Source organism: Actinomyces qiguomingii, assembly GCF_004102025.1.
GTDB lineage: Bacteria > Actinomycetota > Actinomycetes > Actinomycetales > Actinomycetaceae > Actinomyces > Actinomyces qiguomingii.
Genome location: NZ_CP025228.1, coordinates 352,312 through 367,891, shown reverse-complemented (window position 1 = coordinate 367,891; position 15,580 = coordinate 352,312). Strand labels below are relative to the sequence as shown.

General features: G+C 65.1%; 14 protein-coding genes and 2 pseudogenes. 9 read left to right on the top strand and 7 right to left on the bottom strand.

Annotation, left to right across the window (positions count from 1 at the left end; translation table 11 throughout):
- Window positions 1–170 precede the first annotated feature (170 nt).
- Window positions 171–464 carry a DUF4235 domain-containing protein gene (locus CWT10_RS01520; protein WP_103063940.1) on the top strand — a complete coding sequence of 98 codons (294 nt, stop codon included), beginning with the start codon at window positions 171–173 and terminating at the stop codon, window positions 462–464.
- Between the two features lie 58 nt (window positions 465–522).
- Here the strand turns inward: CWT10_RS01520 and CWT10_RS01515 are convergent, their stop codons facing one another.
- Both CWT10_RS01515 and CWT10_RS01510 read right to left on the bottom strand, forming a co-directional pair.
- A complete protein-coding gene (locus CWT10_RS01515; protein WP_158247687.1) occupies window positions 523–1,584 on the bottom strand; it encodes a helix-turn-helix domain-containing protein in 1,062 nt (353 codons plus the stop codon).
- Between the two features lie 1,422 nt (window positions 1,585–3,006).
- A complete protein-coding gene (locus CWT10_RS01510) occupies window positions 3,007–3,243 on the bottom strand; it encodes a hypothetical protein (protein WP_103063938.1) in 237 nt (78 codons plus the stop codon).
- Between the two features lie 338 nt (window positions 3,244–3,581).
- On the opposite strand from CWT10_RS01510, the gene CWT10_RS17030 reads away from it, so the two are divergent.
- The 4 genes from CWT10_RS17030 to CWT10_RS01495 all read left to right on the top strand — a co-directional run bounded on the left by CWT10_RS17030 (window position 3,582) and on the right by CWT10_RS01495 (window position 6,170).
- Window positions 3,582–4,325 (top strand): helix-turn-helix domain-containing protein, encoded by a 744-nt coding sequence (locus CWT10_RS17030; RefSeq protein ID WP_199176377.1) that lies wholly within the window; start codon window positions 3,582–3,584, stop codon window positions 4,323–4,325.
- Window positions 4,322–4,894 (top strand): IS630 family transposase, encoded by a 573-nt coding sequence (locus tag CWT10_RS17025; protein WP_342353554.1) that lies wholly within the window; start codon window positions 4,322–4,324, stop codon window positions 4,892–4,894. Before CWT10_RS17030 ends, CWT10_RS17025 begins: the two co-directional genes overlap by 4 nt.
- 91 nt (window positions 4,895–4,985) lie before the next feature.
- Window positions 4,986–5,171 (top strand): transposase family protein, encoded by a 186-nt coding sequence (locus tag CWT10_RS01500; RefSeq protein WP_158247675.1) that lies wholly within the window; start codon window positions 4,986–4,988, stop codon window positions 5,169–5,171.
- A gap of 183 nt (window positions 5,172–5,354) precedes the next feature.
- Window positions 5,355–6,170 (top strand): ISAs1 family transposase, encoded by an 816-nt coding sequence (locus CWT10_RS01495; RefSeq protein WP_244936767.1) that lies wholly within the window; start codon window positions 5,355–5,357, stop codon window positions 6,168–6,170.
- Here CWT10_RS01495 and CWT10_RS01490 read toward each other — a convergent pair.
- Window positions 6,095–6,388: a transposase family protein gene (locus tag CWT10_RS01490; RefSeq protein ID WP_244936766.1), complete on the bottom strand. Its 294-nt coding sequence runs from the start codon at window positions 6,386–6,388 to the stop codon at window positions 6,095–6,097. The two genes, CWT10_RS01495 and CWT10_RS01490, sit on opposite strands and share 76 nt — an antisense overlap.
- Before the next feature lie 119 nt (window positions 6,389–6,507).
- Here CWT10_RS01490 and CWT10_RS01485 point away from each other — a divergent pair, with 119 nt between their 5' ends.
- The gene (locus CWT10_RS01485) at window positions 6,508–7,689 is read left to right on the top strand and encodes an ISAs1 family transposase (RefSeq protein WP_128683221.1); all 1,182 of its coding nucleotides are present in this window, start codon (window positions 6,508–6,510) and stop codon (window positions 7,687–7,689) included.
- Here CWT10_RS01485 and CWT10_RS01480 read toward each other — a convergent pair.
- On the bottom strand, window positions 7,675–8,220 hold the full coding sequence (locus tag CWT10_RS01480; protein ID WP_128683220.1) for a transposase family protein: 546 nt from the start codon (window positions 8,218–8,220) through the stop codon (window positions 7,675–7,677). The genes CWT10_RS01485 and CWT10_RS01480 overlap by 15 nt on opposite strands.
- A gap of 327 nt (window positions 8,221–8,547) precedes the next feature.
- Here CWT10_RS01480 and CWT10_RS01475 point away from each other — a divergent pair, with 327 nt between their 5' ends.
- Window positions 8,548–9,150 carry a Fic family protein gene (locus tag CWT10_RS01475; protein WP_103062428.1) on the top strand — a complete coding sequence of 201 codons (603 nt, stop codon included), beginning with the start codon at window positions 8,548–8,550 and terminating at the stop codon, window positions 9,148–9,150.
- Here CWT10_RS01475 and CWT10_RS01470 read toward each other — a convergent pair.
- Window positions 9,139–10,494 (bottom strand): annotated as a pseudogene (locus CWT10_RS01470) (ISL3 family transposase). The gene CWT10_RS01475 and the pseudogene CWT10_RS01470 sit on opposite strands and share 12 nt — an antisense overlap.
- A gap of 195 nt (window positions 10,495–10,689) precedes the next feature.
- On the opposite strand from CWT10_RS01470, the gene CWT10_RS01465 reads away from it, so the two are divergent.
- Window positions 10,690–10,932, top strand: coding sequence for a hypothetical protein (locus CWT10_RS01465; RefSeq protein WP_128683219.1), 243 nt, complete (start codon window positions 10,690–10,692; stop codon window positions 10,930–10,932).
- Between the two features lie 36 nt (window positions 10,933–10,968).
- Here CWT10_RS01465 and CWT10_RS01460 read toward each other — a convergent pair whose 3' ends face one another.
- On the bottom strand, window positions 10,969–12,414 hold the full coding sequence (locus tag CWT10_RS01460; protein ID WP_128683218.1) for a hypothetical protein: 1,446 nt from the start codon (window positions 12,412–12,414) through the stop codon (window positions 10,969–10,971).
- Between the two features lie 198 nt (window positions 12,415–12,612).
- Here CWT10_RS01460 and CWT10_RS01455 point away from each other — a divergent pair, with 198 nt between their 5' ends.
- The gene (locus CWT10_RS01455) at window positions 12,613–13,386 is read left to right on the top strand and encodes a transposase family protein (protein WP_128683217.1); all 774 of its coding nucleotides are present in this window, start codon (window positions 12,613–12,615) and stop codon (window positions 13,384–13,386) included.
- Window positions 13,387–13,716: 330 nt separating this feature from the next.
- Here CWT10_RS01455 and CWT10_RS17845 read toward each other — a convergent pair.
- Window positions 13,717–15,292: pseudogene (locus tag CWT10_RS17845) on the bottom strand (IS1634 family transposase).
- Window positions 15,293–15,580 lie beyond the last annotated feature (288 nt).

The following is a 15,580-nucleotide window of genomic DNA, read 5'->3' as shown; positions in this document are numbered from 1 at the left end:
CCCGGCAAATGACGGAATGGGGTGAGTCAGCGTCATTTCCAAGCACTCAATGTGACAGGATCGGGGTGCGGTCGGTGACCGGCTCCGCCGTCGTCGCCGCCGTCAATTCAGTCAGTTTCAGACAGCTCAGTCACCGTGCCCGGTCACCGTGCGAATCTCAGGGAGTCACCATGAAGAACAGTCTCGGTTGGACAGCCGCATCCGCCCTCACCCTCCTGGCCTCCAGCGCCATAGCCGAGAAGGCTGTGGCCGCGGGATGGAAGGCCGTCACCGGTAAACCTGCGCCGCAGGACGAGGACCAGGTGCTCAGCTACCGGCTCGGTGAGGTAATCGCCTTCGCGCTGGTTTCGGGCGCAGTTATGACACTGACCCGGCAGCTGACGCTGCGCCAGGCCGCCAAGATCCATGCCCGTCGCAGCGGGGTCGTGCCGGGCGTGGGCGGGGCGACGGCGCTGGAGGCTTGAGGCCGCTGGAGGCTTGAGGTCCGGCGCGGGCGGTGGCGCCGTCGCACCGGCACCGCCGTCAGTGGCCGCGGCGCAGCGGGGTGACGGTAGCGTCACCCCGGTCTGCCGCCGTCGTCGCCCCGGCGCCGTCTTGCGCGCCGCCCCAATCCGGAGTGAAGGGGCCGGGCAGCGGCTTGAACCAGTTGTCGAAATGCTCGGGAGCGTCAGCCGGCGGAATCATGCCCATGGCTACCAGCATGTGGGCAGGCCGATCAGGGCCGGACAGGGCGTCCACCCAGCCCTCCCAACGGTCCTCGTCGATGCCGGCGCCGCGGGAGGCGGCGATGGTGCCGCCGAGGTTGAACACGTCGTGGAGCACAAGAATCTCGGCGATTGTGCAGGCCATGGGATCATCGTCGGTCGTGACGCCGGAAACCAACCGCCTGGTCATGTCGCGGAAGGATTCGCGCAGCTGGAAGACGAACTCGTAGTCGTAGCGGGTCAGCCATAGCTGCGGCAGGGTGGAGCCGATGTGGGTATCATCGAGTTCGCCCAGGTGGGTTCCGCGCGGCAGTTCCGCCATGCTCTCGAGGTTTTCGGTAATGGACATGTCATACAGGAGAACCCCTAGGGCGAAGCAGCGGGCGGCGTCCTCCCCGAGTGTGCGTGCCAGCCGCTGGGAGTAGACCTCGGACAGGACGGTGGGGATGTCGTCCCAGTCGGGGACGGGTAGGTCGGCCGCGGCCTGAGCCGCGAGTTCCTCAGGATCGAGGTCTTCGAAGGCGGCGAAGGCCTCGTCCGGAATGTCGAAGCCGGGGCCGAAGCTGCCCGAGCCCATTGGCATCGCGCCGCCAGGACCAGCCGACGTGGTGCCTGCCTGCAGGATGGCGCGGAGGCCAGCCAGATCCTTCCAATGGGTGGGCGGCTCCCATTCGAGGGCCTCCCACACGCCCATCTGCTTGTCGCCTCGCACCTGGGTGCGACCATATTCGTAGTTGCGCCAGGTCTGCTCGGATACACCGGCGCGTGCGGCCATCGCCGACACGCTCAGCCCGAGTTCCTGCCGGCGCGCTCGCATCGCCTGGGCAATGTCGGGATCGTCGGGCTCGTGGTGATCGTTGTTCTTGCGGCGTGGGCTCATGTCGTTTTTCCTGGGTCCGGTGTAAGCGTGCATTTGGGCGGCCACGAGCGCCGCCGGTGACGCGCCAATGGGGGTCCCGAGCGACACACTGACGCCGGTCCGGACTGTCGTGATCCGCCTGTGTCCCCGCAGCGTATAAGCAGCGCGCGAATAACGCCAGCCGCAGGGCTGCGTTGTTCAGGCAGCGACACCAGATCAGGTCTGGCCAGTCCCGCGAACTGAGGTGCCGATTTGGGCATTTCAGCCCCGGCAGCCGAGCAGCAGCGGAGGAGCAGCAGCAGACGAGCCCGGCAGCCGAGCAGCAGCGGAGGAGCAGCTCCAGACGAGCCCGGCAGCCGAGCAGCAGCGGACGAGCAGCGGCAGGCGCTTGCTCCCCGCGTCTCGACTCTCCACACCCGGAGCCGGTCTACGCACACTGACGGAGGGCGGATCGGGCTGATGCACACTCAACAGCCTTCACTGAGTTCACCATATAGGTACTTTCCCCTGTAATTACAACGATCCTCCCCAAAACAGCAGAATCCTACCCCGGGCCTGCGGCGTACAACTAGGGACCAGTCGCGCACTGGAGGCTGCGCAACTATCCCGCAATGAAGTGGCTCTTCCGGTTTGAGGGCCTTGGCGGTGGTGGTTGCGGGCCCGGTCGGCTGCCGGCCTCGTACTTGGACCGGGCTCTGCGCTTGGACCGTGCTTCTGCGCTTGGACCGTCTGAGAGCGCGTTTCAGGTGGTCCATCCGCAGCCAGGCAGTCCATCCGCAGCCAGGCAGTCCATCCGCAGGCAGGCAGTCCATCCGCAGGCAGGCAGTCCACGTGCGAGGGTGCGAATTCGGGCCGGTGCGGTTACCTTGAACGCCGGCCCACCCGCGGTCAGGGTTGAGATACCGTAGGCCGCTGGTGTGGCCGCTGGCCAGCCCGGCCGGGCCACGAGCGCGGCTCGTCCGCGGGCCCGGCTCATCGCCAAAGACGTCCCAGCCGATCGGACAAGAATGGGCCCGGTCGGCAACCAGACACACTAGTCCACCCGCCACACCAGGGCGGTAGGGAGGAGCGCGCTCGGCGGGCCGCACTGGAGGCAGTCTGCCCACCACGCCAGGGCCGTAGGCCAGCAGCTGAGAGCCAAAGTGTCCAGATTCGGCACAAACACCCCACCCCTCCCAACAGGCACCCTCAGACACCCCACCTCTCCGACCAGGCACCCTCAGATTCGTTGGAATCATGCGGATCTGGTGGGCGGTGCCGGGCGGGGAACGTCGTTTGTGCCGTATCGGGACACTTTCCCCCGCCCCGCCGGCCCCACCAACCGAACTCGATGGTTATATCTACCGAACTCGATGGTTATATCGACCGAACTCGGCGAACACGTCCTCAAACCGGAACAGCTTCGATTCCTCCGCTCCGCACGCAAGTCGCGGGCCCCAAGGGTCATGTTCGAGCCTGAACAGGCGCCTCACCGCGGGGTTGACCTTCCGAGGAGGCGGGCACACTGGTGCCGTCGCCGCGCATGAGATTCAGCTCCAGTGGCAAGCCGATGCCGGTGAATAGGCCAACACCGCGCGTACCCGGCAGCACGCCGGAATCCCACCCCACCACCACGCCGCTACCCAAGAAGAGCGGTTTGTCTCCGCCAGAGGACTTGCGGCCCTGCACAACACCGGTCATGTCGACTGGCGCCAGACAGGTCGTTGAGGTTCGGCGCCCGCACCTGTTCTATCCCACTCCCTTCCACCCGTATACCAGCCGCCACGTTCATGGAGCTGCAGGCACTCACCCCGGTCCCGCATGCGCCGACAGCCGCAGCCCGTTACACTCTCCCACACAGTGGACATGTTCATTGGACAGAACAGGTGGCCATAATCGTGTCAACCACACCCAATCGGCGTTATATCAACACTCATCCATGGATCACCTTCAGCTTCAGGACGGACAGAGTGACTCCCAGGACCTGGGTTCTGCTAGGCGAGGCTGCCTCGAAATGTGAGCACCTGGCCGGATCGGCCATGCCCCCCTCGTTCGCAGAGGGGCTCAACCGGATCAGCCTGGAGCGTGGCGCATACGGCACAACCAGCATCGAAGGCAACACCCTGACCGAAGCCGAAGTACGCGACATCGTCGAAGGGCGAGCCAGCATTCCACCGTCGCGTGCGTATCAGCGCCAGGAGATCGAGAACCTAGTGTCGCGTGTCGTTAGTTCTTGTACGGTTGGTTGGGTGGGATCATGGGGCATGGTTAATCGTCCTGCTCCTGGTGTGTTGTTGCGTGAGGGTGATCGTGGCGAGTTGGAGGCATTGGTGCGTTCGCGCAGTGCGCGGGCGGGACTGGTGCGGCGGGCGCGGATCGTGCTTCTTGCCGCCGATGGGCTGTCCAATACTGAGATCGCACGCAGGGTGGGCGCCTGGCGTACCACCGTGATCGCGTGGCGCGGCCGCTACCAGCGCCTGGGCATGGACGGCCTGGAGGACGCTGATCGTCCGGGCCGGCCCCGCAAGGTCGATCACGCCGCGATCGTGTCCGCTACGCTGACCCCGCCGCCGAAGTCGTTGGGGGTGGCGCACTGGTCCACCCGGCTGCTGGCTGCCCGGCTGGGCGTGTCGGCGGCGACAGTGGCCAGGGCCCGCCAGGGCTTACGGGATCAAGCCGTGGCGGGAGCAGTCGTTCCGGTTTTCCACCGACCCCGAGCTGGTCGGCAAGGTCACCGACATCTGCGGCCTGTACCTGGGCACCAACCCCGACGTGCCAGATAACGCGATCGTGCTTTGCGCGGGGCGAGAAGTCCCAGATCCAGGCACTGGACCGCACCATGGCGGTCCTGCCCATGCAGCCCGGGCTGATCGAGCGCCGCAGCAGCGACTACGTCCGGCACGGCACCACCACCCTGTTCGCGGCGCTGGAGATCGCCACCGGCAAGGTCAACGCCGTCACCAGGCCCCGCCACCGCCACGAGGAGTTCCTTGCCTTCCTGCGGCAGGTGGACAGGGCCTACAAGGACGCCGTCGACCCGGACACCGGAGAACGCGTCCAGCTGCACCTGGTCATGGACAACTACGCCACCCACAAGCACAAGGACGTGCGCGCCTGGCTGGAGGGCCGCCCCCACATACATGTCCACTTCACCCCCACCCACGCCTCCTGGATGAACCTCGTGGAGGTCTGGTTCTCCCTGATCGAGCGCCAGGCCATACGCCGCGGCGTCTTCAAGTCCGTGCAGGACCTGAACAACAAGCTCCGCGCCTACATCACCGGCTGGAACAAACGCGCCCACCCATTCACCCAGGGGGTCGGCAAAGTCGGTGTCTGGGTTGGGGGTTGTTAGGGGTTTTCGGCGTGTTGGTGGGGGTGCGGCGCGACCCGCCGGTGAGGATATGTGGTGCTAAATCAACATCATCACGGAAGGTCGCGCCGCTGTGTCATCATCCCCCACCGCCCCCTTGTCGCGCCAGCCCCTGATCGGAGTGTTCAAGGGTGTCCCGGACCCGCGTGATCGGCGCGGGGTGCGTCACCGCCTGGACACTGTGCTGGCTTTGGCGGCGGTGGGAGTGCTGGCCGGCTGCCGCACCCTGCTGGCGATCTGGGGCACGCCCGCGACCTGACCGGCGGCCAACTACGGCAACTGGGACTACCACAAGACCGGGACATCCCCTCGGAGTCCACTATCCGCCGCGCCCTGGCCGGCCTGGACGCCGACGACCTTGACGCTCGGATCGCCTCGTGGGTGCTCACCCGCACCGGCACCATCGACGGACGCAGGATTATCGCGGTGGACGGGCAAGACCATGCGCGGCGCCAAACCCAAGAACAACAACAGCGGAGACGGTGATGATGGCGGCGGTGATGGTGGCGGTGATGGCGGCGGTGGGGTGCCGCACCTGCTGGCGGCCCTTGACCAGGGCACCGGGGCGGTGCTCGCCCAGCAGCGCGTAGAAGACAAGACCAGCGAGATACCCGCCCTGAAACAGCTGCTGGCACCCCACGACCTTACCGGCGCGGTCATCACCGCCGACGCCCTGCACACCCAGACCAGCACCGCCGAGTCGATCACCTCCCACGGCGCCGACTACCTACTGACGGTCAAGAACAACCAGCCCAGCCTCAAAGCCAAGCTCAAGGCGCTGCCCTGGAAGGACGTCCCCGCCGTGTCGGGGGTTGACTGCTCTCATGGGCGGCGGGTGCGCCGCACCATCAAAGCCGTGGCAACCCCGGCGTGGGTCGACTTCCCCGGCGCCTCACAGGTGCTTCAGGTGCGTCACACCCGCACCACCCACACCCGCGGTAAGAACAGCAAGCGCAGCACCAAGGTCGTCTACCTCATCTGCTCCATACCGCCCGAGCAGGCCCCGCCCGAGCAAGTCGCCGCCTGGATACAAGGCCACTGGGCGATAGAAAACCGTGTTCACTGGGTACGGGACGTGACCTATGACGAGGACCGCCACCAGCTGCGCACCGGCTCCGGGCCGCAGGTGATGGCCACCCTGCGGAACCTGGCCATAAGCCTGATCCGCACCATGAGGGTTATTCATGGGGTGTATGTGAATATGAGTGCGAGTGTGGCGGTGATGGTTTGTGGGAAGGTTTGTATGGGGCGGCGGTAGCCGGTGTGCAGGGTGCGCCAGGTCTTGAGGTTGGCGATGGCTCTTTCTACTACGTAGCGGATGCGGTTGATGGAGGTGTTGTAGGCCCTGTCGGCCTCTGGCAGGGGCCCTCCGGGCTGCTTTTTGACCGGGGTGATCATGCCCAGCCCGATATAGCCCTTGTCTCCGATATGGAGGGCGGCAGTGGCGCCGTCGGGCAGGTGGCAGGGGGTCGGCAAAGTCGGTGTCTGGGTTGGGGGTTGTTAGGGTTTTTCGGCGTGTTGGTGGGGGTGCGGCGCGACCCGCCGGTGAGGATATGTGGTGCTAAATCAACATCATCACGGAAGGTCGCGCCGCTGTGTCATCATCCACCACTCCTGCCTTGTCGCGCCAGCCCCTGACAGGGGTGTTCGCCACTGTCCCGGACCCGCGTGATCGGCGCGGGTGCCGTCACCGACTCGATGTGGTGCTGGCTTTGGCGGCGGTGGGGGTGCTGGCCGGCTGCCGCACCCTGCTGGCGATCTGGGAGCACGCCCAGGACCTGACCGGCGGCCAACTACAGCAGCTGGGACTACCACAAGACCGGGGCATCCCGTCGGAGTCGACGATCCGCCGCGCCCTGGCCGGCCTGGACGCCGACGACCTTGACGCTCGGATCGCCTCGTGGGTGCTCACCCGCACCGGCACCATCGACGGACGCAGGATTATCGCGGTGGACGGCAAGACCATGCGCGGCGCCAAACCCAAGAACAACAACAGCGGAGACGGTGATGATGGTGGCGGTGGGGTGCCGCACCTGCTGGCGGCGCTGGACCAGGGCACCGGGGCGGTGGTGGCCCAGCAGCGCGTGGCCGACAAGACCAGTGAGATACCCGCCCTGAAACAGCTGCTGGCGCCCCATGACCTTACCGGCGCGGTCGTGACTGCTGACGCACTGCACACCCAGACCGACACAGCGCAGTGGATACGCGACCGGGGCGCCGACTACCTGCTGACGGTCAAGAACAACCAGCCCGGCCTCAAAGCCAAGCTCAAGGCCCTGCCCTGGAAGGACGTCCCCGCCGTGTCGGGGGTTGACACCTCCCACGGTAGACGGGTGCGCCGCACCATCAAAGCCGTGGCAACGCCGGACTGGATTGAGTTTCCCGGGGCGGCCCAAGTACTACAGGTACGCCGCACCCGCACCACCACCAAGCACCAGCCCGACGGCAGCAAGAAGTCCAAGCGCACCACCGAGGTCGTCTACCTGGTCTGCTCCATACCGCCCGAGCAGGCCCCGCCCGAGCAAGTCGCCGCCTGGATACAAGGCCACTGGGCGATAGAAAACCGACTCCACTGGGTACGGGACGTGACCTATGACGAGGACCGCCACCAACTGCGCACCGGCTCCGGGCCGCAGGTGATGGCCACCCTGCGGAACCTGGCCATAAGCCTGATCCGCACCATCTACGACGACCCGGCCACCACCAGCATCGCCTCAGCCAACCGGGCCATGACACGAAGACCCACCAAAGCCATCAAACTCCTAACAACCCCCTAACCACACACCAACTTTGCCGAGCCCCTGGGGCAGGTGGTGGGGCGGGACGTCCAGTAGGCCGCTGGCGCGCAGTGCGGCGGCGTCATGCGTGGCGCCGGGCAGCGGGTCGCCCACCCAGGCGATCGCCCCGGAGGGGGTGCAGGCCACCTGCACGTTCAGCCCGGTGGTGCGGTACTTGCCCGAGAACAAGCCCGGCACGCCCTTCCAGTCCCAGGTTTTCAGCACGGTGCCGTCAATGATCAGGGTTTGAGTGGGGTCGATGTCCTCCACTGTGGGCACGTTGTGTCCCAGGGCATCGGCAATGAGAGCGGTGTAGGAGCTGATGATGCGGGAGGCGGTGGGCTGGGAGATGTCGAAGAACTCGGCCAGCAGCTCCTGGCTGGTGTTGTGCCGCAGGGCCATCACGGTCAGCTTGATGCGCTGGTACAGGCCCAGGACCCGGGAGCCGGCCACCGGCAGGTCCCCCTGGTTGTGCAAGATGGCGCACAGGTCCTGAAGCTGGTGGCGGTCGAGCTTCGTGCTAGCATTCATTACTGACGGTCCGTTCTTCGAGGCTATTCACGGTCAAATGAATCCTCGCAGGAACGGACCGCCCCAACCCTCACCCGCTATACGCGTGTCGCGAACCCCCCCCACACCCCCTATGAATAACCCTCCATCTACGACGACCCGGCCACCACCAGCATCGCCTCAGCCAACCGGGCCATGACACGCAAACCCACCAAAGCCATCAAACTCCTAACAACCCCCTAACCACCCAACGACTTTGCCGAGCCCCTGCCCATTCACCTGGACCAAAACCGCCGAACAGATCCTCACCAAAGCCAACCGTCCAGGAATCAACAACCCAGGACACTAGTGTCTTTGTTCAACGACATCATTCACGACTGCCTGCCCGACAACGCCCCGCCGCTGTCAGCCACGCGATTAAAGGCTCAACACGCTCGCCTGATGGTAGGTCAGCCGGAGAAGGAGGACGTTGTTCCCGGTGTGTTCCGTACGCACGATGTGCTGGTCGGACGCTACCGCGGCGCGCCACCGGAAGACTGCGAGTATCTAGTCGATCGTCTATGCGAATGTCTGAACAACGCGCTGTCCCAGTTGGGCGACGACCCCGCCCTGCGGACGCCCACGGCCTTCATACTCGCCACGCTGGCCCACCTGCATTTGACTTGGATTCACCCCTTCGGCGACGGGAACGGACGCATGTCCCGTCTGCTGGAGTTTGAACTACTCATACGTGCTGGAGTTCCAGTACCCGCCGCCCATCTCTTATCCGATCACTACAACAAAACCCGCGACATGTACTACTCCATCTTGGAGCAGACCAACGTACGCCCCGGTTACCCGGCAGAGGACTTTGTCCAATATGCCGCCCAGGGCCTTGTGGATGGTCTACGCGAGCAGATCGTGCAAGTGCAGGAGATGCAGTTATCCGGCTCTTCGCGTTTAGGGGTGTAGTAGCTGGTTGCGGAAGCCGCCGGCGTGGATGAGGCTGCGTATGGTGGTTGTTGGTCAGATTCCTGAAGCCCAGGGCGATGCCGCGTAGGTGCTCCAGGCGGGGCGTTGACTGCTTGGGTGGGTCCGTTGGATGTGCCGCGGTGACCGGTAGTAGGCCAGGATGTCGTCGCGCCGCTGGTTGAGGGTCTTACCCAAAGACTTCAGCTCTTCGAGGGCGTCAGGCACGCCGGTGGTGAGGGTCTGCATCACCTTGTCCATCCGGGTCTTGCCTTCGGAAGGGGGTCTTGGCGCGGTAGGCGGACATAATCTTCTGATACACCGCCCAGGTGGTATGTTCCGGTGTGTTGTGGGGGTCGGCGAACAGTTGCTCGAGACGCTCCCAGCCCTTGTCGCTCACCAGCCCCGCCCCGGTGCGCAGCAGGCGCCTGGCCTTGTACAAGGGGTCGTCCTTACGGCCCCGCCGCCCGGTGGTCTCGCGCTGGGTGCGGCGACGGCACTCATCCAGCTTGTCCCCGGCCAGCGCGACTACGTGGAAGGGGTCCATGACCTCCGTCGCGCCGGGTAGGGCCTCGGTGGCGGCTGTCCTGGGAACCGGTGAAACCGTCCATAGCGACCACCTCGATCCGGCTGCGCCAGGCCTCGGGCTGATCCTGGAGCCACTGCTTGAAAACCTGCTTGGACCGGCCCGGGGCCATGCCCCGGCAGACGGGACGGGCCCGTCCGGTCGCGCACCGGGGTCAGGTCAATGATGACGGTGACGTACCGGTCGCCCTTGCGGGCATGCCGCCAGGCAATGGGGGCACCTCCCGCTTGAGAGCGCCAGCGCGCGGGGGAGTCGTCCACCCCGTGGACCTCCACACCGGCCAGACGGCCGGGATCATTGATCAAGCGGTCCTTGGCCCGCTCAAGGACGGCCTCATTGGCGGTGTGCCAGGACACCCCCAGCGACGCTGCTACGCGCGCCACGGACATGAACTCCACCCCCACGGCCCGGATCGCCCACTCCTTGGCCGCCTGGGTCAGCAAAGCCCGCTTGGCCGCGGCCCTAGAACAGTCTTGGCGCCACACGCGATCGCATCCCTGGCAGCGCCACCGCCGCGACCGGACCAGCAGGTGTGTGGGACGCCAGCCCAACGGCACGTGCGCCAGGCGCCTGGACACGGTCCCCACCGCCACGCCCTGGGCCCCACACCGTCTACACAACGCATCCTCCTCAGCCACCCGTAGGCGGCACTCCACCAGCGCCTCGCAAGGGGTGATCCGCTGGCCGGTGGCGGTAAGCCCCAGGGCGTCCAGGCCCAGGAAACTAGCAAGATCAGCAGCAGTGAAGGTAGTGTCAGCCATGTCGAGGTCTCTGTGATCGGTTGTGTTAAGCGAACCCCAATCATCGGGGACCTCGACCCACACCCGCCCCTGCGACACGCGCACCCGCCACTACCCACCACCACACCCTCAAACGCGAAGAGCCAGTTATCCATCATGTGGCAGTCCTACGTCCACGAGCGGTTCCACGGTCAGCACACTCAGGCGCGAACCAGGATGAGAGACCTCGTACTGGCCCTGCCCGCCGGCCTTTGGACCCCAGTCGACGACGTAACAATCCTTAACCGGGGCCTCGCCGAGGCGTATCGGAGCAAGACTTCGAAGACCGTGACGCGCGACATCAACGGCCTGGTCAAGATGGGGCTGGTCGAGAAACAGCGTGGCCGCGGCGTGCGCCCCCGCGTCGAGGTCATGTCCGCATTCCTTCCTCCGCGACGTGACCCATCGGCGGGCCAATGAGATGATCCGCTCAGTAGCAGTGCTTCCGACGGGTCGTCAGCACCGCTTGTCATTTCGCCGGAGCCTCTCAAGGCGTTCAGCGCGCAAGCGCTTTGACGGGCGCTTGCGCGACGCGGCACGGCGGAGCCCTCTGAGCCGCGCTTTCACAGCACTCTCACCCATACCCATGGATACAAGTCTTCTCTCCTGCGCGCGCAGCCACACCAGCTCGTCGCTGCGGCGCATCACTCGACGCGCGCGAATCACAGTGACTGGATGCTTGGCCGCATCAACGCCACGCATGATCACCACCGACCAGGCGAGCACAAGCAGCACGAATAAAACCAGTCCAGCAGGAATACTCGCCAGGCTAGACGCCGCGACCCCATACACCATAAAACACATGACCGTCACTACTGCACAGAAACATCCCGCAAATCCAGAAACGATCACAAGAACAATACCCTGAGCTCGACCCCAGCTCCAGGCGTAGGCAACAAAATATACACAAAAGGCGTCAAGCAAAGCCAGCACAGAAAACAGCCCAAGAAACCGCATTGGCGAGTACGACACGAACGCTCCCGCCAGTAGCGGACCAATAAGCAGCATCAACCCAAAAGCAATCCATCGACCAACGCGCGCCGCCTTGCCGTGCGCCTGCACCACATCACTCGCTTCCACCTCCGACGCAACCTTGCGTCGAATCAAGCGATAAGCCCGCTCATACTCCCACCGTATTGCACTACGTCGGCGCTCAACGTCTTCGAGCACATACTCAACAACACAGCCATACAGCCAAATCGGAACAACAACCGATGCCGCCACAACAATCCATAGGGGCGCAACCGACTCTGACAGCACCAGTATAGGTTTGCTCAGAACCGCCGTGCGGCCTGGCGTCCACAGCAGGAGAACACCAAGAATTGGAACCCACAGACAGTACATCGCCGACCAGAACAGCAACGCCCCTCCGGGCGACCCAAAGAGACGACGAGCAACTGTCTCATCAGAGTCTCCACCCTGTCCAATTCGCGCACGGGCCCTAAATCCGAGTACCGCAACACCACCGCACTCGACGGTAAATATTCCTGAAACCAGGGTCATCCCTGTCGACACCGACATGTCCAGGCCGTACGGGCACTGATTGAGTCCTTCCACTCCGGGACTTGCAGTGGCAGCAAGACACTGCCTGCCGACTTCCCGTATGTCCGTTATTTTCGCGAGAAACACCTCCGGGGAATACTCGAGACGATTCTCGATCAGCACACACAGCACCCATATACAGATGGCCAGCAGGCCAGGCGCGGCGAGCATAGGGAGGTTGCCGCCATGCTCCCAGAGTAGGCCTCGCTCGTAACGCTTGTCTCTTCTCTCCCTCGAGCCGACCCGACCGTTCTCGCCCTTCTTAAGACTTCGGTCCGACCCAAGGTCGGGAGGGGCGACCACGGAATCATCTTGATCCGCTGCAAATGCGTCCTTGAACCGTCCCAGGAAGCGCCGCATGCGGTCGGCTTGTTCGGTCTTCGCGTCATTCTTGGCACGATTCGTTGGCTCGTTCTTCCGTAGCTCAGGTTCCTGGAGGGTTATTCATAGGGGGTGTGGGGGGTTCGCGACACGCGTATAGCGGGTGAGGGTTGGGGCGGTCCGTTCCTGCGAGGATTCATTTGACCGTGAATAGCCTCGAAGAACGGACCGTCAGTAATGAATGCTAGCACGAAGCTCGACCGCCACCAGCTTCAGGACCTGTGCGCCATCTTGCACAACCAGGGGGACCTGCCGGTGGCCGGCTCCCGGGTCCTGGGCCTGTACCAGCGCATCAAGCTGACCGTGATGGCCCTGCGGCACAACACCAGCCAGGAGCTGCTGGCCGAGTTCTTCGACATCTCCCAGCCCACCGCCTCCCGCATCATCAGCTCCTACACCGCTCTCATTGCCGATGCCCTGGGACGGGGCGTGCCCACAGTGGAGGACATCGACCCCACTCAAACCCTGATCATTGACGGCACCGTGCTGAAAACCTGGGACTGGAAGGGCGTGCCGGGCTTGTTCTCGGGCAAGTACCGCACCACCGGGCTGAACGTGCAGGTGGCCTGCACCCCCTCCGGGGCGATCGCCTGGGTGGGCGACCCGCTGCCCGGCGCCACGCATGACGCCGCCGCACTGCGCGCCAGCGGCCTACTGGACGTCCCGCCCCACCACCTGCCCGACGGCGCCACTGCCGCCCTCCATATCGGAGACAAGGGCTATATCGGGCTGGGCATGATCACCCCGGTCAAAAAGCAGCCCGGAGGGCCCCTGCCAGAGGCCGACAGGGCCTACAACACCTCCATCAACCGCATCCGCTACGTAGTAGAAAGAGCCATCGCCAACCTCAAGACCTGGCGCACCCTGCACACCGGCTACCGCCGCCCCATACAAACCTTCCCACAAACCATCACCGCCACACTCGCACTCATATTCACATACACCCCATGAATAACCCTCATGGTCGGTTTCCTTCTTATCGCTCCCGTCATCCGGGGTCGCCGCGCCCTGCGGCAGCGTCTCGCCGCTACGTGCGTCTTCGTGCTCGCTCATGATCGCCTCGGTTCTCGCCGGCCGGTCAGGGTCGTGGGCGGGGCCGGCGGTTCCCACCCATGGTCACAATGCCACGGGCGGCCGACACGAACTACAGGTATACGGGTTGAGGCTGAGACGAGGCCGTCGACTTAACCACCAGAGGGTGCCCAGAGCGCGCATTCGACTCTCGTACCCCGCCACCTAGCCCTTCTGCCACCCTCGCGGCCGGCCCTGACTCCTGACGGTTTAGTGCCCTGCGGTGTTCAGGCTGTTGAGGATTTGCTGCGCGGTCTCGGTGAGCTGGGGTTGGGCGATGACGTGGTGGCCGTTGATGGTGATGGTGACTTCCTGGAGCGGCCCCAGCTCGCGTACGAGCCGTTTGATGCTGATGCCGGTGGCGGCTTGTAGGTGGCGGGCTACCGCCAGGGATGCCATCACCACGGTCAGGTGGGCCTGGATGGCGTCGTGGGTGCGGTGGAAGACGGGCCTGGCCCGCAGGTCATGCTTGCTCATGCGCAAGGGACTGCTCCACGTGCCACAACTCGTGGTACGAGGCGATCACCTGGCTGGCGGGCATCACGGTGGCGGGGATGTTGCTCACGTAGCCCTTGAGCCCCGCCAAGCGGCGTGCTCGGGCCAGAGCCTTCTCGTCGAGCACCTGGTCACCCTTACTGACGGTGACGAATCTGGTGGCCTTGGGGCGCCGGTCCCCAGCAACGACCGCCCTGGCCCGGTTCTCCTGGGCGATAAGGGTCTTGCTGGTGCCGGGCGAACCGCCTGGCGGAATACGCCCATACAGCCCGCCACGAGCCCGGAAACTCCGCTGGGCTCCAGACGGGCTCATCACGCAGCTTCTCGTTCCTCTCGGTCCAGCGCGCGCCGCGGCGTGGGGTGATCGTGTCGATCACCTGCCCATCGGCCAAGGCATCCCCGTGCCAGGCGAAGTGGGCGGCCAGGTCCGCCGGCGCCTTGGTCATGCGCGAGCCCACGATGAACCCCAAGCCGGCCTGATCGAGTGCTTCAAGGTTGGCCGCGGAGAGCATGCCGGCATCGGCGACCACGACCAGGTGCTCAATCCCCGACGCCTCCCCGAACCCCTCGACCATGGGGATCAGCGTGCTGGTCTCGGCCTTGCTGCCCTCCCAGCAGCCAACACGTAACGGGAAGCCCGTCCGGTCCACCAGCAGCCCCACGATCACCTGCGGGTCGACCCTGCGCTCCTTGGAATACCCCACCCGCCGTAGGTCGTCCTCCTTCTCCACCTCGAAGTACAGGGTCGTCACGTCATACAAACACAGACTGAGGTCGCCGCGGCCGGTGACGTGCCGCAGGCAGGCCGCCTGGATATGGGAGCGGTAGTCGCCGGTAATGCAGCGTGCCAGGGACCGGAACAGGGAGCGTGGGGTTACGGCGTCAATTCCGAGCTCGCCCAGCACGGCGGGGACCTGCTCCTTACTGGTGGGCTCCACGAGTCGGGCCAGCACCATCTGCCTGAAAGCCTCATCCCCGCCAGTGGCCTCACCCAGCCCCAGGGGCCTCATACGCGCCGGCCAGCACGTCCCACAGCAGAGCCGAACGCTTAGCTTCCACCACCGCCGGCGCGGCCTGGCGGGCAGCTTGAGGTGTCAGGCCGGCCAGGTCCAGCACACCCTGGCCGCCCCGGATCTTCTCCCTGCCGGCCTGAATCAGGGCCGCCAGCTCCGCCTCACCTGTGCGCTGAGCCCAGGTGCTCCACAATCCGTCGCACCCCGCGCTCCTTAGCCACGATCTGCACCGCCGTAGCACCAGAAGCGGTACGCACCTTACGAACATACCGGCTCACACCCCCGCACCCTACCGCCAACCGGATTAGTGCCCCACAACCACCAACCCAACCACGCCACACCAACGAAAAAGCCCATCTACTGCCACCCACCGTCAGGAGTCAGGTCGTACCCCGCCACCTAGCCCTTCTGCCACCCTCGCGGCCGGCCGGCAACCATCTGCTCACAGGACCAACAGGGTGAGGGGATGGCCCGGCCACCTCGCTCCTTCAGTTCTCTCGCCGGAACATGATGCCCCGTTACCACAGCGGCTCCCGTACGCCGTCCCACTCAGCGCCGCCCACCCG